The following is a 14,164-nucleotide window of genomic DNA, read 5'->3' as shown; positions in this document are numbered from 1 at the left end:
ATTTTAAGCAAAATTTGATTTTATCAAGCGTTAATTATCTCTAATTTAGGCGTTCAAAAACCCCGTTCCTCAACTTTTTTTACTAAGTAGATACATCAGCAAGATAGATTAAGATTCGAGAAATTGTTGAAAAGATCTGTTCTAAAATTGATTCGACAAACAATGGTAAAGCAGAAAATAGATACGATAACATCGTTAGCCCACATAATAATGTAAGCGGGTAGCCGACCACAAAAATTGATAGTTGTGGTGTAAATCTATTTAATAAGCCCAATGACAGATTAATAATAAGTAATAATGTCATTAATGGTAATGCCAACATAATACCGTTATTAAATAATAGACCCGTTATTTCGATTAAGGCTAAATAGCCGTTTTGTTTTAAAGGATAGACCGTAATAGGAATGATATCAAAACTGTTAGCTAATCCGTAAAGTAACCATAAATGACCATCTAAGCTAAGAAATATCAACATAGCAATAATATTAATTAAACGTGATAATACCGAGGTTGATGGACCGCTGATAGGATCATAAAAAGTGGCCATTCCTAATCCCATTTGCATACTAATTAACTCCCCCGAAAATCTAACCGTCATAAAGGTAAGTTGTATTGCAAAACCAATTAGGATGCCAATCATGATTTGCTGAGCAATAATCCAGATGCCCATTAACGAATAAAGGGTAAGGTTGTCGTCTAACTTTGGTAAAGGTAACACAATGACAATAAGTATTGCTAAACCTATTTTTACACGGTTTGGTACTTCTTTTTCGCCAGTGATTGGTGCGACCATAATTAAAGCTAAAATACGAACAAAAGGGAGAAAACTTGATTGAACCCAAGCAAAAAAATCAATATTCAATAGATCGACAATAGCTAAATCCATTAAGGTTAACTTGTTAGGTTGGGAATGCTAGTGATGACAAGGCGAATATAGTCGATCATTGTGGTTAGCATTGATGGACCTAAAATAATTAATACTAGAATAACAGCCAAAATTTTTGGGATGAAAGATAACGTCATCTCATTAATTTGGGTTGCTGCTTGTAGTAAACTGATAATTAATCCTGTAACCAGTGCCGCTATTAATAAAGGACCAGCAAGCGATGCTGCAACCTTGATGGCTTGTATGGCGAAATGGCTAATATATTCAGATGGCATTATATTCCTTTACTTTAACTAAAAAAACTTTGTGCTAACGAACCTAATAGTAAGTGCCAGCCATCAGCTAATACAAACAACATAATTTTAAATGGTAGAGATACCGTTGCTGGTGGGACCATCATCATCCCTAACGCCATTAAGGTACTGGCGACAACTAAATCAATTACTAAGAAAGGAATAAACAGTGTAAAGCCAATTTGAAAAGCGGTTTTGAGTTCACTAACGATAAAAGCCGGCACCAAAATTCGTAGTGGGATATATTCACGAGTTTGAATTTCATTCGTATGAGACATATTTACAAATAACCCTAAATCGCTTTCACGAGTCTGAGAGAGCATAAATTCACGAAGCGGTTTTGTTGCTTCATTTAACCCTTCTTGCATGGTGATTTGTTGTTTCGAATAAGGCACATACGCCTCTTGATATATTTTATCGAGTGTTGGTGACATGATAAAAAATGTCATAAATAACGCAATGCCTATTATCACTTGATTAGGTGGTGCAGATTGTGTGCCAAGTGCACTTCGCAATAATCCTAATACAATAATGATCCGAGTAAAACTCGTCATTAGTAGTAGAATAATAGGGATAAAAGTGAGTAAAGTTAAAAAGACTAAGGTTTCAACAGGTAAAGACCAACTTTGTCCTTCTTGATAGGGTGTTTGAGAAACAATTGTTAATGGTGATAATTGAGCAAAACTACATTGACTAAAAAACAGTACGTTTAGCAAAATAATATGTATTAACCGCACTATCTTACCTCTTGTCTAACACAGATTGTAATATCTGATTAAACAGGTTACTTTTTGACAATTGCTCAACCTCAGCGGGCTCAGCTAATAACATTTCAGTGCGTTGTTCATTTATGGTGTGCAGTAATGTCATTTGTTGTGCAGTAACACCAACTACCAGTAATTGATGATCAACATAAACCAGAAGAATGCGCTCTTTAGCACTTATATTATAAGTTGCTTTAATATCAATGAATTGTTTGGTAGACTTTTTCCAACCAATTCGTTTTATTATCCATGCTAAAAATAAGATAACAGCAATTACACAAAAAAATGCCATGCCGATCTGGCTATATAGGCTTGATTCTACTGGAATGGCGGATAAAGTTTGGGTCATGGTTATCTCATTTTTAACGGCTTAATCTACGAACACGTTCTGATGGCGTAATAATATCGGTAATTCGTACTCCATAATTATCTCCAACTACAACGATTTCACCTTGCGCAATTAAATAGCCATTAATAAGGATGTCTAAAGGTTCACCAGCTAAGCCGTCTAAGGCTATAACTGAACCCTGAGTTAAATTTAAAAGATCTTTAATGGCCATTTTGGTTCGACCAAGTTCTACGCTTAGATTAACTGGAATATCTAGGATAAGGTTAATATCTTGCTTTTTTACGTCTGTTGGTTGTGGTGAAAGGGTTTCGAAAATAGCTTCTTTCATTACTGATTCATCACTAATATTTAGTTGGCTATCATCACTTGGTATATCACTCATTGAACACTCCTTCATTCAATTGTTCTAAAACTGGATTGCTTATCTGATCTACTTGGATTGCATATTGTTTATTTACGCTACCATAATGACCTTTTAATACTGGTACACCGCCAATGGTGACATCAAGGCTTGTTGGTTTTTCGATATCCAAAATATCACTGACTTTTAATGCTAATAATTTGGCAACAGTTGTTTGAATGTTTGTAAAGTTTGCGACTAACTCAACGGTTGATTGTTTAATACCACTCGTCAGTGAGCTCATCCACACGTTATCATCTTGGTGAGTTTGGTTTTCTATCGGTGGTTTAATTAATAGCTCTTTAATTGGTTCAACCATTGCATAAGGAATACATATGCAAAATGTTCCTTTAAAATTACCAATTTCGACTAAAAATGATGAAGTTAACACAACATCGTCAGGCGAGCTGGTAATGTTGGTAAATTTGCTTTCTACTTCAGAGCGGATGTATTCGGTTTCAATATTGTATACATCAATCCAGGAGCTTTGATAAGTTGTTAAAGCAAGACTTAATACTCGTCGAATAATCTCTTGCTCAGTATGAGTAAACTCTCGTCCTTCAGTATCAACATTAGTAGTATGGCCATCCCCACCAAAAAGAGTATCAACAACAATAAATACTAATTCAGGTGAAAATGAAAATAAGCAACTTCCCCGCAAAGGGTTAAGATGAACTAAATTTAAATGATTGGTTGCTGAAACATGTGAAAACTCTTTAAACGTTTTGGGTTCAATGGGTGAGGTTATAACATCAGTATTTCGGCGTAATAAATTAAATAATCCAATTCTAAATTGACGTGCAAAGCGTTCATTAATAATCTCTAACGCGGTTAGTCTTTCAGGGATAAAGCTATGTTTAACTGATATATCATAAGGCTTAACTTCAGTCCGTTTACTTTGTTGTAAATGATAATTTTGCTCAGCATCATTTTTTATGCTGGCTGAATTATTTTGTGAATGCAAAGATTCACTTTTATCGGTATTAGGTTGAAGCTTATCAGACATGATAATTACCTTACAATGAAATCAGTAAATAGAACTTCATCAATTTTTACTGAATGTTTTGCATCATATTGGCGAGATAATGCCATTTTTATCTGCTCTTGTAATTCAAGTTTGCCTGACTCTTTCTTTAAATTATTAACGTACTGTTTTGAAGTTAACAAAAGTACGTCACTTCTTACTTCAGGAAGATAATCTAATAAAACGGTTTTTTGTTCTTCATCAGCGACGCGTAACACCATACCAACGTATAGAATTTTATTGATTTCTAAATTTTCTTTAGATGGTGGAAGTGAAATTGTGAAAGGTTTTAATGTTAAAAAAACCGGTGATAACACTTCTGGTTCTACATGGGGCGTCGTTTTAGGAGAATCTTGTAACCATAAATAAGCAGCAAAACCTGTTGCTAAAAGGGTAATTAAAATAAGTACTAGATTTAAAATACTTATTTTTTTCTTGGTAGTTTGCATATTTATTATTGTCTCAATGAAAATTAATGAAATGTCTATTTAAATAGCCAAAAATTACCAAAATAATAAATCATGCTTTGAGAATTAATTGGAAGAATAGGCAGTAAAAATATGACCTATTCAACCTTTTTAATCTCTAGCTATCAAAACGTAGTACTGTTTCAATTACTATTATTTAGGCAAAAATACTTAATCCTGATTGAACAATGTTTGATGGATGATCAAGTTCATGAAGTGTTTGATTTTTATCGTCCATTAATTGTTCTATTTCAAACTCTTGTTTATAAGGTGATGAGGAGTCATTCATCATTGAAAAATCACTAATATCGGTCTGCTCTAACATAATACCTTGTTCTTCCAATGAAGTTCTTAATTGCGGTAAAGCTGATTCTAACACGCTTTTAACCATATTATGTGCAACAGCCATGTGAAGGTTCATTTTGTCATCAACTATTGCCAATTTAATATGTAGCGAACCCAATTCTTCAGGATGTAATTTGATTTCCGCATTTTGGATACCTTGACGACAAACGAGACTAATTTTTTCGTTTAATGTTTTTTGCCATTCAGTAATATCCATTGGCATAGGTAAATTTATATTTAACGTTTTTTGACTTTCAATTAATGGTGTTGATGTGGTTAATTGATTTGGGCTATGGACTAGTAATGTAGGTTCTTGTTCAAAGTGGTTAATATCAAAATTGGTGATAGGTAAATCGATATTATTATTTTGAGTATTAGTAAGAGTTGGTAATGGTTGATTTGAGGTTTTAACTGAATTTATATTGGTTGATATATAATGTTCATCATTCGTTAGCAAGCTTGTTTGTTCATTTGCTTTAATGATCACTTGTTCACTACTATTAATAATAGTGAGTATTTCTGCTGCTTTTTCATCTACATTGAGTGTTATATCATCAGAAATTGGTGCCTTTAAAAGTATATCATTAGCTGTAGTATTAATTTTTAATTCACGTATTGCTGGCTGTTCAGTATGATTATGCTCATTATTAATTATAGGCTGTTCTTCGACTTGCAAAGTTAGTGGAAATAGTGTGAATAATTCATCACTATCTTCCTCTTCTTGATCATCTAATTGATGATCGAGTTTGTTCTCGAAAATATTAGCTTTGGCTAGGCTATTATTTTCGCCTTGTTTTTCATTAAACTGTAATAAAAGCTGAAAAAAATCGTCTTCAATAATTGATACTTCATTCAATTCTATAGGTGATATTAATGGGATATCACTAAATTGATTAATATTCATTCAACATTCTCCTTGCTAACTGCTGCTGTGCAAATTCATCGGTTAATTTTTGTTGTAAACGGCTTTGCTGTAGCAGTAGTTTTTTATCTTGTTTATCCAATAATGTGGTGTAAGTATTGAGACTTTTTTGTGATTGATTTAGCTCATTGGTAATCTGTTTTTGTTTAATTTCTAAAGTTAACAATAACTTTTTTTGTTGTGTGATCCCTTGCTCAATAGCAGTAATAAAAGCATTAAAATTGTTCAGTTCTGATCCTGTAATGCCAACTGATAACGCTTTATTTAAGCGCTGTTGGTACTCATTATAGTAATCATTCAATACATTTAGTTGTGATTGAGCATTACGCTTATTATCATGCGCATTTTTTAATTTAATCAATTTGTCGTCGACTGATTTTTCAGCTAACTTTTTTAATGTTAAAAAGGCAAATTTACCATTATATTGATTGGCCATTGTTCTTTCCTAAGTTTGAATCAACAATTCTTGCTAACTGTTGATAAGCGTCTTGATAACTACAATGTTCATAAATTCCTTGTTGTAAAAATTGTTGCATAGCAGGAAAAAGCGTTATTGCCTTATCTAATAAAGGATCGGTTCCTGCTACATAAGCGCCAACATTAATTAAGTCACGATTACGTTGGAAACTTGAAAATAATTGCTTAAATAACCGTGATTTTTTTTCGTCTTTGGTTAGTTCTGTCATCACGCGACTTATTGATGCTTCAATATCAATAGCTGGATAATGACCTGATTCGGCAAGAGAACGGGATAAAACAATATGTCCGTCGAGAATTGCTCTAGCTGAGTCAGCGATAGGATCTTGCTGATCATCACCTTCGGTTAGCACGGTATAAAAAGCGGTAATAGCGCCTTTGCCTTCAGCGTCATTACCGGCTCTTTCAACTAATGCTGGTAATTTTGCAAATACTGAAGGAGGATATCCTTTAGTCGCTGGTGGTTCACCGATGGCTAAGGCTATTTCACGTTGTGCCATGGCGTAGCGTGTTAATGAATCCATAATGAGTAATACATTAAATCCTTGGTCACGAAATTTTTCAGCAATTTTAGTCGCGTAGGCTGCACCTTGTAGACGTAATAATGGCGATACATCAGCAGGCGCGGCAACAACAACAGATCGAGCTAAGCCCTCTTCACCTAAAATATTTTCAATAAAATCTTTTACTTCTCGACCTCGCTCACCGATTAAACCAACCACAATAATATCGGCTTTGGTGTATCTTGCCATCATGCCAAGTAAAACACTTTTACCAACGCCTGAACCTGCAAAAAGCCCCATTCGCTGACCTTGACCAACGGTTAATAATGCATTGATTGCACGAATGCCAACATCGAGAACTTGATGAATTGGTGTTCGGGTTAGCGGATTTAGTGTTTTATTAATTAATCCTTCATATTCGATATCTTCAGGTAATGGTTTGCCATCGAGAGGTTTTCCCATTGCATCGACAACTCGGCCTAATAACCCCATACCAATTGGTAAAACTTTGTGGCTAAAATGTGTTAAATCATATTGTGATGTATAAACTCTTGCATCGAGTAATATACCGTCTGTTGATTCAAACGGCATGAGGTATAGTGTTTTTGCTTTAAAACCAATTACTTCACACTCAACCGCTTGGATTTTGCCATCTAATTGTCGTTCAACAAAACAGTTGGATCCTAATGGTAGTTTTAAACCAATAGCTTCTAGAACAAGACCAGACGCTTTAACCAATCGACCATATTGACGAATTAAAGATGTAGACTCTAATTTCTGTTTAGCACTATCAATTTTAGTTGCCCATTGCGTACAAAAGCTCACCTTAACGCTCATCTCCATGCACTGTGTCAGAAATAATTTGCCAGTGATTGGTTATACTTGCGTCGATCTCATTTGTTTCAGTAAATATTTTGCAGCCACCTAATTCTATATTTGCATCGGCAATAAATTGCCATTCATTTTTTAGTTGATCATCTAGTTGTGGCTCTAGCCATAAAAAATCATTCGGATTGATTCGAACCACAATCGGTGCAATTGTATTTTGTTCAATTAATGACTTGATCGAATGCATTAATTGTTTTTGTTTTACTTTGGATAACGAACCAACAGTTTTTTCAGCGGCAAGTAAAGCGAGATCAAATAGCTTTGGTACAATTTTTTCATCAATTTGATTAATTGACTGCTGAAAATGAATTGCTAGATTTTTGATGGATTCAACAGTATTTAATTTTTCTTCGTTTATCTGTTGTTCTATTTTCTCCAGGCCTTCTTGTTGGCCTATTGTTAACCCTTCCTCATACCCTGTTTGTTTACCAATATTGAAACCTTCTTCTTTACCTAGATTAAAACCTTCTTGATAGGCTTCTTCTCGTGCTTGTTGTTTGATATTTTCAAGTTCTAGCGTTATTTCAGGGCTATTAATATCAATAAAATTGGTATCGGCCTCATCGACTATTTCAAGTTCTGGTTCACACTCTTCTTGCTCATCGGTTTCAGGAATGAGTGGTGATGATTCTGCTAAATCTTGAAAGTGTAATGGTTTCCAAGTTAAGGTATTAGCTTGATTATACATATTCATCATCACCGCTACTTAAGATCATCTCACCGGTTTCAGCTAAACGACGAGCAATAACCAAAATTTTCTTCTGTTCGGTTTCAACTTGTGACAAGCGCACTGGTGGTCTGTTTTCTAAATCTTCACGTAATATAGATGCAGCACGTTGCGACATATTCGATAATAATTTTTCCCGTAATGGTTCTGTCGCACCTTTCAGGGCAATAATTAAGGTTTCATTATCCACATCTTTGAGTAGACGTTGGATACTTCTATCATCCACATCAACCAGATTTTCGAATAAGAACATTTCATCAATGATTTTTTGAGCTAACTCATTGTCATAATCACGTAATGCATTGATAACCAATTCTTCTTGTTGTGATTTCATCAGGTTGATGATTTCTGCTGCGGTGCGGATACCCCCCATATTATTAAGCTTAATATTTTGTCCATGTAGTAAAGTTGATAACGATGTTGATAATACCTCTAACGCTGAAGGCTCTACTCCACCGAAGGTTGCAATACGTAGCATTACATCATTACGCAGATCATCATCAAATAGATTTAATATCTCAGCAGCTAAGTCACGATTTAAGTGAACTAAAATTGTGGCGATAATTTGTGGATGCTCTTTCTTAACCAAATCAACAGCTCTGGCCGCATCAACAAAGTTAAGCATTTTTAAGCCATCGGTAGTATCTTCAATATCGGTATCTAATAGTTCATCAAGTAGACGGCTGGCTTTATCACTACCAATTGATTTTTCGAGAACTTTTCGTAGATAGCCATTAGTATCGGTATTTAATACGGCACAATCATCAAGTGTGGTTTGACACTCATTAAGAATATTTTTGAGTTGTTCTTGTGTTAATTGTGGCAATCCCATCATGGCACTACTAATTTGTTGTACCTCTTTATGGTCTAAAAATTGCATTACTTTTGCAGCTAATTCTTCACCTAAAATCATTAAAATTGTCGCTGCTTTTTGAGATTCACTTAAATTCATTACTCGGTGTCCTTCTTATTCATCCAACCACGAATAATGAGAGCCATTACACGAGGATCTTTTTCGACAATTTTTCGGATGTATTGCTGTTGTTGCATATTATCTTCAAAAATTTTCTGTTGCAGTTTACTGTGTGCTTTATAATCAAGCTTATCTTCAGCGCCCATCGTGCCGTCAGATTTATCCGTATTGAGGTATTGTCTTTGAATCTTAATCCATACCGAACGCAGTACTTTTCGCCATGCATACCATATTATTAAGATATAAATTAGATATTTAATTGCCGTTTTCAGCATGTCGTAAACTTCATGTTTTTGTAAAAAGGTGATGGCGTCATTTTCATCATCTATTTGATCTGTAAATTTCAAATTTGCCACCGTTAATGAATCACCACGCAAGTCTGAAAATCCCATAGCTTGACGTGCTAGCGCCTCAATATGAGTAAGCTCTTCTTTATCGAGTTTTACCCATTTTTCGACCGCTTCATTTTTTTGATTTTCTTCATTTGACGATGCAACTTCATTGATTGTCGCAAATTTGTAATTAACTAGAACCGCGACAGATAAGCGCTTGATACGACCTTCAGGAATTTTGCTATGAATAATTTGACGATTAACTTCAAAGTTCAACGTATTATTGGATTGTAAATGATACATTTTTTGCTTGTCGTCTTTATCTTTTGCTTCATTCTCTCCATCAATTGGTGCACTTGGTGTTGGTACTGGTTGGTTAGATAAAGCCCCTGGTACACCACCAATAGCATTGCTTGATGCTAATTGACGGTTTTCAACTTGCTGCTTACTGCGAATGGTTTGATTGTTAACATCGCTATTAGGATCATAGATTTCGGATGTTGATTCCTGACGGCTAAAGTCAATGTCAGCATTAACTTGAACTTTAACATTTTGTTTACCTAAAATCGGTATAATGATTTTTTCTACGCGTTCACGCACCAAATTTTCGATTCGTTCACTATATTCTAATTGGGCAACATTAACGTTAGTATCGCGGTATTTTTCTCCAGTCAATAAATTACCGTTTTGATCGATGATAGTGACTTTATCCGCTTGTAATTCCGGCACACTACTTGAAATTAGATGGATAATAGCGTCAATTTGACCTTGAGATAGCGAGCGACCAGGTAATAAAGTTAATGCGACTGATGCAGAAGGGAATTTTCTTTCTCTAACAAATAAAGAGGGTTTTGGCATAGCTAAATGCACTCTGGCATCATCAACACTACTAATGATTGAAATTGTTCTAGATAATTCGCCTTCTAATGCTCGTTGATAATTGATTTGTTCATTGAACTGGCTCATTCCAAAGCTTTCTTTATCAAGCAGTTCAAAACCGATAGCACCGCCTTTAGGTAAACCTTGTTGAGCAATTCGTAGGCGAGTATCATAAATTTTATTTTCGGGAATTAAGATCGTTGTACCGGATGATGAAAACTTATAAGGAATATTCATCTTATCAAGTTGGCTAATGATTTCACCGCCATCTTTATCATTCAAATTACTAAATAGCACACCGTAATCATCACTCTTAAGCCATAAATAGGTGATACTACTTATAGCTATTACGATCACTCCTACAATAAGGAGCAGCATTTTTCGATTTTGTTTTAATTGATTGATAAATGGTAACTTATTCAATATTGATTCGCCTTTGTTACCTACTGACTGGCTATCCATATGTATCCTAATTCTAAACAGGTTAGATTAATTCTAGGGTCTATTATCTGTGTATTTATAAAAATCAATAGCTAAAAAAGCACATGCTTTACCCTTTAGTTATCGCTTTTAGATTGTTATCTTTGTGATAATTTAAGCGGTAATTTTATTAAGATGAATATAATTAATATGATGAACAGTATCGAGGCTTTTAATCCGGCAACTAAATTGGATTTTTCTTCGAATCAACAGGTAAGTAAAGAGCAAAATTTTGTTGCTGAATTAAAAATGGCATTAGATAAAATTAGCCAAACTCAAATTGAGGCAAGTAAGCAAGCTAAAGCTTTTGAAATGGGTGAACCTAATGTTTCATTAAATGAAGTAATGGTTAATATGCAAAAATCTTCGGTTTCTTTGCAATTTGGCGTGCAAGTTAGAAATAAGTTAGTAGCGGCGTATCAAGAAATCATGAATATGAATGTTTAACTTATTAATTATTTTATTTGTTTAAAAATCGTCATTCATCAACTGCCAATTTTTATCAAAAATTGGCTTTCATCTATTTTGTTAAAAAGATTGTTAAAAAGTCAGCCTATTATTCACCTTTTATAACTTTATCCAGTTTAAATTAATAATAAAAAAAGTTTGAGGAGCGGGGTTTTTGGCACTTTAAAATCGCTAAAAACCCCGCTCCTCAATTATTTTTAGTCTATTTTTTTGATTACTTAGTGAATTATGCTAGGTTGGCAATTTTTTGGTAACTGTCTATTTTATTTTGATAATTAACCTGCTCGCCAATGAGTCTGGTAAGTTCATCATGCCGTAGATGTATTAATTGTTCTAATTGCTCTTGATAACCCAAAATATTATTGATATACATTCGAATCATATCTTGCTGTGGTGATGGTATCGTATCAATTAGTTGGATATCTTTAGATAATTGGTGGTATTGAGCTTGCCAGCTGATTAATGATTCCCAGTTTTCTTTTTGTGCATTAATTAGCATTTGCTCAACAACATAATTAAGCTTTTCATATTGTTCTAATAATAAATTATTATTTAAAACTGATATTCCCATAACTATGCTATCTCCCGCCAAGCTTGAGCAATGTTATCAAGCAAATTAAAACAGACTTGCAGTTTGTCTTTATCATTATGTAAATTGGCTAAAACCAACTGCTGACTGATGTATTGATATAATTGATCTAAATTTTCGGCAATTTCACCACCTTGCTCTAGATCAAGTGAACTCTTAAGTCCATTATCTATAATATTAATTGCTTTCGAAATGGCTTGCCCTTTGCCTGCAATATTCCCTTTTTCTATATATAACTCAGCTAAACGAATAGCATTAAGTGCGCCCTCGAATAATAAAACAATAAGCTGATGTGGCGAAGCCTGATTAACACTCGTTTCTAAATTAACTTGCTTATAAGCTTGAACTCCCATTTTTATATTCCTTATTTTTTCATGTTCGCCATCATTTCGAATTGTGTGGTTAAGTAATTGCTCATGCCATTTAATTCATTGATCAAGATATCTAATTTAGTAAACTGTACACGATAACGTTCAATAGTTTGCTCAATAGAGTTGTTAACTTGATCATAGCGTTTATCTAATGATTTTAAGGTTGAGTTTAAGCCGTTAGTTGCGGTATCAATCATGCCATCACTATCAATGAAGCTACTCACTTTGGCACATACTTCGTTAGCTATGCCTGTCGTTTCACCATCACCAATAAATAGCATGGCGACTGCTTCACTGTTTTCTTTGAGGGCTTTTTCTAATTCGTTTTCTTTAATAATTAGCTTGCCATTACTATCCATATTGATACCGATTTGAGCCAATACAGAGATTTCACCAGCTTGACCTTTCGAAAAGATAGATCGGATACTTTGATCTATATTACGTAGTGTTGAATCACCAACCAGTGGTCCATTATTACTATTTAATTCATCTGAATTGGCATCACTAGCAGTAAATTGAGTTAAGGTTGATATCGTTGATTGTAATTGATTAAATGCCTCCACCCACTCTTTAAGTGCCTCTTGGGTTTTTTCGTTATCTGCGTTAATAGTTAAATTTTGCGATGTGGTGGTTACTGCTTTTAAAGTGATATCAACGCCAGGGATGACATCTTTAACGGTATTTGATGCACTATTGACGGTAATACCATTAAAACTAAATTTAGCATCTTGCGCTTTAGCGACTTCGCTCATTGCTGATGAATCAGCTTGATTAATATCAAAACCAACTAATGAATTGAGTTTTTCATCATCGGATGATATTGAAGTTATCGTTTGTTGTTCACCTGTTTCTTTAGATGTGATAACCAGTTGATAGCTATCGGTTCCTGAACGAACAATTGTAGCATTAACTGGAGATTCACTGATTGAGCCATCTTCATTAACCACTTTAGCTTGGTTAATTGCATTTGCGATTGATTCTAAGGATGTTTCATCTTTGCCTAAAGTGACATTTAATTTTTGACCATTAGCTTGTTCGATGGTGATTGTTCGCGTTTCATTATTGTTACCTAACGCTGTTTGTTTATCGTTTATTGTATTAGTAGCAACGCTGTGTGCGCTAGCAAGTTGTTGCACACTCACTGCATAATTACCTAATTGAGCATTGCTACTTACGTTAGTAGTAAAGTAGTTGTCATTGCCCGATACCGTTCTAGCTTGGAACAGCTCTTTTTTTTGTAGTTTTGCTGTTGCGCTATTAAATGTTGATAATGCACTTTTTAATTTGCCAAAACCGCTTATTTTATTATTAATTGTTTTTTGCTGTGCTTTTATTGGCGTAAGACGGTTTTTTTCTACCGCTTCTAATTGATCTAATACTTCATTTAAATCAATACCAGAACCAATCCCCAATATACTCATTGCCATGTTTTATTATCCTATTATAAATTCTTTCATCTCTTGTTTTATCGACTGATGTAATAAAAAGTTTAGATATTTTTACTAATAAATAATTAGGTTTTGGCAATGCATATATTGCTAGACGATTTTATCTATTCAAAAACCAGTTATTTATTTAGTTATCAATGTTATATCCATATCAATTTTGCACTGTAAAAAGATGTAGGTGACATATCGCTACTGGAGTTATAAATTATCTTTTTAATCAATGAACTTTGATATTTTAAAGTGTTAAAAGCTAAATGTTTTTAAGGATGGTGGGCGTTATTTAAAAATAAAATTAAGTAGTGATCTTTCTAATATAATTTCTATTATTAGTAAATATGTTGCAATTATTTAAATAGATAGGAGTTTCGGCACTTTTGCTGCGGCCTTTATTAAATAAGGCTATCAACTGTTTTTTACCGATTAATTTACATATAAAAATGTATTAGGACCTCTGAGCGTTTTATCAAACTTAATTAGTTATTCGGTTTTATTCGACGACATAAAATAAAAATAAAAAAAAATATTAAAGTTTCTTTTTTTAATACCGATAACTAAATCATCAGCAAAAGTATTGAATAA

At 33.9% G+C, this 14,164-nt stretch carries 17 protein-coding genes; 1 reads left to right on the top strand and 16 read right to left on the bottom strand.

Annotated elements, in window-relative coordinates; genetic code table 11:
• Positions 1-82: 82 nt before the first annotated feature.
• From fliR to fliF, 13 genes are all read right to left on the bottom strand, one after another.
• The gene (gene fliR, locus A9G08_RS00870; protein WP_065561877.1) at positions 83-886 is read right to left on the bottom strand and encodes a flagellar biosynthetic protein FliR; all 804 of its coding nucleotides are present in this window, start codon (positions 884-886) and stop codon (positions 83-85) included.
• A 5-nt stretch (positions 887-891) separates the two neighbouring features.
• Positions 892-1,161 (bottom strand): flagellar biosynthesis protein FliQ, encoded by a 270-nt coding sequence (fliQ, locus tag A9G08_RS00865; protein WP_065561876.1) that lies wholly within the window; start codon positions 1,159-1,161, stop codon positions 892-894.
• 14 nt (positions 1,162-1,175) lie between these two features.
• Positions 1,176-1,919 (bottom strand): flagellar type III secretion system pore protein FliP, encoded by a 744-nt coding sequence (gene fliP / locus A9G08_RS00860; protein WP_065561875.1) that lies wholly within the window; start codon positions 1,917-1,919, stop codon positions 1,176-1,178.
• A 1-nt stretch (position 1,920) separates the two neighbouring features.
• Positions 1,921-2,292 carry a flagellar biosynthetic protein FliO gene (fliO, locus tag A9G08_RS00855; protein ID WP_065561874.1) on the bottom strand — a complete coding sequence of 124 codons (372 nt, stop codon included), beginning with the start codon at positions 2,290-2,292 and terminating at the stop codon, positions 1,921-1,923.
• Positions 2,293-2,305: 13 nt separating this feature from the next.
• Positions 2,306-2,620, bottom strand: coding sequence for a flagellar motor switch protein FliN (gene fliN, locus A9G08_RS00850; protein WP_370632649.1), 315 nt, complete (start codon positions 2,618-2,620; stop codon positions 2,306-2,308).
• 46 nt (positions 2,621-2,666) lie between these two features.
• Positions 2,667-3,698, bottom strand: coding sequence for a flagellar motor switch protein FliM (gene fliM, locus A9G08_RS00845; RefSeq protein WP_065561872.1), 1,032 nt, complete (start codon positions 3,696-3,698; stop codon positions 2,667-2,669).
• A gap of 5 nt (positions 3,699-3,703) precedes the next feature.
• Entirely contained in the window at positions 3,704-4,165 is a 462-nt protein-coding gene (locus tag A9G08_RS00840) for a flagellar basal body-associated FliL family protein (RefSeq protein WP_065561871.1), read from the bottom strand.
• A gap of 175 nt (positions 4,166-4,340) precedes the next feature.
• Positions 4,341-5,432, bottom strand: a complete 1,092-nt coding sequence (locus tag A9G08_RS00835) for a flagellar hook-length control protein FliK (protein ID WP_065561870.1) — start codon at positions 5,430-5,432, stop codon at positions 4,341-4,343.
• The gene (gene fliJ, locus A9G08_RS00830; protein WP_065561869.1) at positions 5,422-5,886 is read right to left on the bottom strand and encodes a flagellar export protein FliJ; all 465 of its coding nucleotides are present in this window, start codon (positions 5,884-5,886) and stop codon (positions 5,422-5,424) included. The genes A9G08_RS00835 and fliJ overlap by 11 nt, the downstream gene beginning before the upstream one ends.
• Positions 5,870-7,267: a flagellar protein export ATPase FliI gene (fliI, locus tag A9G08_RS00825; protein ID WP_065561868.1), complete on the bottom strand. Its 1,398-nt coding sequence runs from the start codon at positions 7,265-7,267 to the stop codon at positions 5,870-5,872. Before fliI ends, fliJ begins: the two co-directional genes overlap by 17 nt.
• Positions 7,257-8,015, bottom strand: coding sequence for a FliH/SctL family protein (locus A9G08_RS00820; RefSeq protein WP_081299432.1), 759 nt, complete (start codon positions 8,013-8,015; stop codon positions 7,257-7,259). Before A9G08_RS00820 ends, fliI begins: the two co-directional genes overlap by 11 nt.
• Complete coding sequence (gene fliG / locus A9G08_RS00815; protein ID WP_065561866.1) at positions 7,999-8,997, bottom strand: flagellar motor switch protein FliG; 999 nt, start codon at positions 8,995-8,997, stop codon at positions 7,999-8,001. The genes A9G08_RS00820 and fliG overlap by 17 nt, the downstream gene beginning before the upstream one ends.
• Positions 8,997-10,691 (bottom strand): flagellar basal-body MS-ring/collar protein FliF, encoded by a 1,695-nt coding sequence (gene fliF, locus A9G08_RS00810; RefSeq protein WP_065561865.1) that lies wholly within the window; start codon positions 10,689-10,691, stop codon positions 8,997-8,999. Before fliF ends, fliG begins: the two co-directional genes overlap by 1 nt.
• 153 nt (positions 10,692-10,844) lie before the next feature.
• On the opposite strand from fliF, the gene fliE reads away from it, so the two are divergent.
• Complete coding sequence (fliE, locus tag A9G08_RS00805; RefSeq protein ID WP_065561864.1) at positions 10,845-11,156, top strand: flagellar hook-basal body complex protein FliE; 312 nt, start codon at positions 10,845-10,847, stop codon at positions 11,154-11,156.
• 247 nt (positions 11,157-11,403) lie between these two features.
• On the opposite strand, the gene fliT is transcribed toward fliE, so the two are convergent.
• The 3 genes from fliT to fliD are packed head-to-tail and all read right to left on the bottom strand — an operon-like array spanning position 11,404 to position 13,564.
• Complete coding sequence (gene fliT / locus A9G08_RS00800) at positions 11,404-11,748, bottom strand: flagellar protein FliT (RefSeq protein ID WP_065561863.1); 345 nt, start codon at positions 11,746-11,748, stop codon at positions 11,404-11,406.
• A gap of 2 nt (positions 11,749-11,750) precedes the next feature.
• Entirely contained in the window at positions 11,751-12,119 is a 369-nt protein-coding gene (gene fliS, locus A9G08_RS00795) for a flagellar export chaperone FliS (protein ID WP_065561862.1), read from the bottom strand.
• A gap of 11 nt (positions 12,120-12,130) precedes the next feature.
• A complete protein-coding gene (gene fliD, locus A9G08_RS00790) occupies positions 12,131-13,564 on the bottom strand; it encodes a flagellar filament capping protein FliD (protein ID WP_065561861.1) in 1,434 nt (477 codons plus the stop codon).
• Positions 13,565-14,164: the final 600 nt, after the last annotated feature.

Origin of the sequence: Gilliamella sp. wkB195 (assembly GCF_001690445.1) — a bacterium.
Lineage (GTDB): Bacteria > Pseudomonadota > Gammaproteobacteria > Enterobacterales > Orbaceae > Gilliamella > Gilliamella apicola_E.
This window is presented reverse-complemented; position numbering and strand designations above follow the sequence as displayed.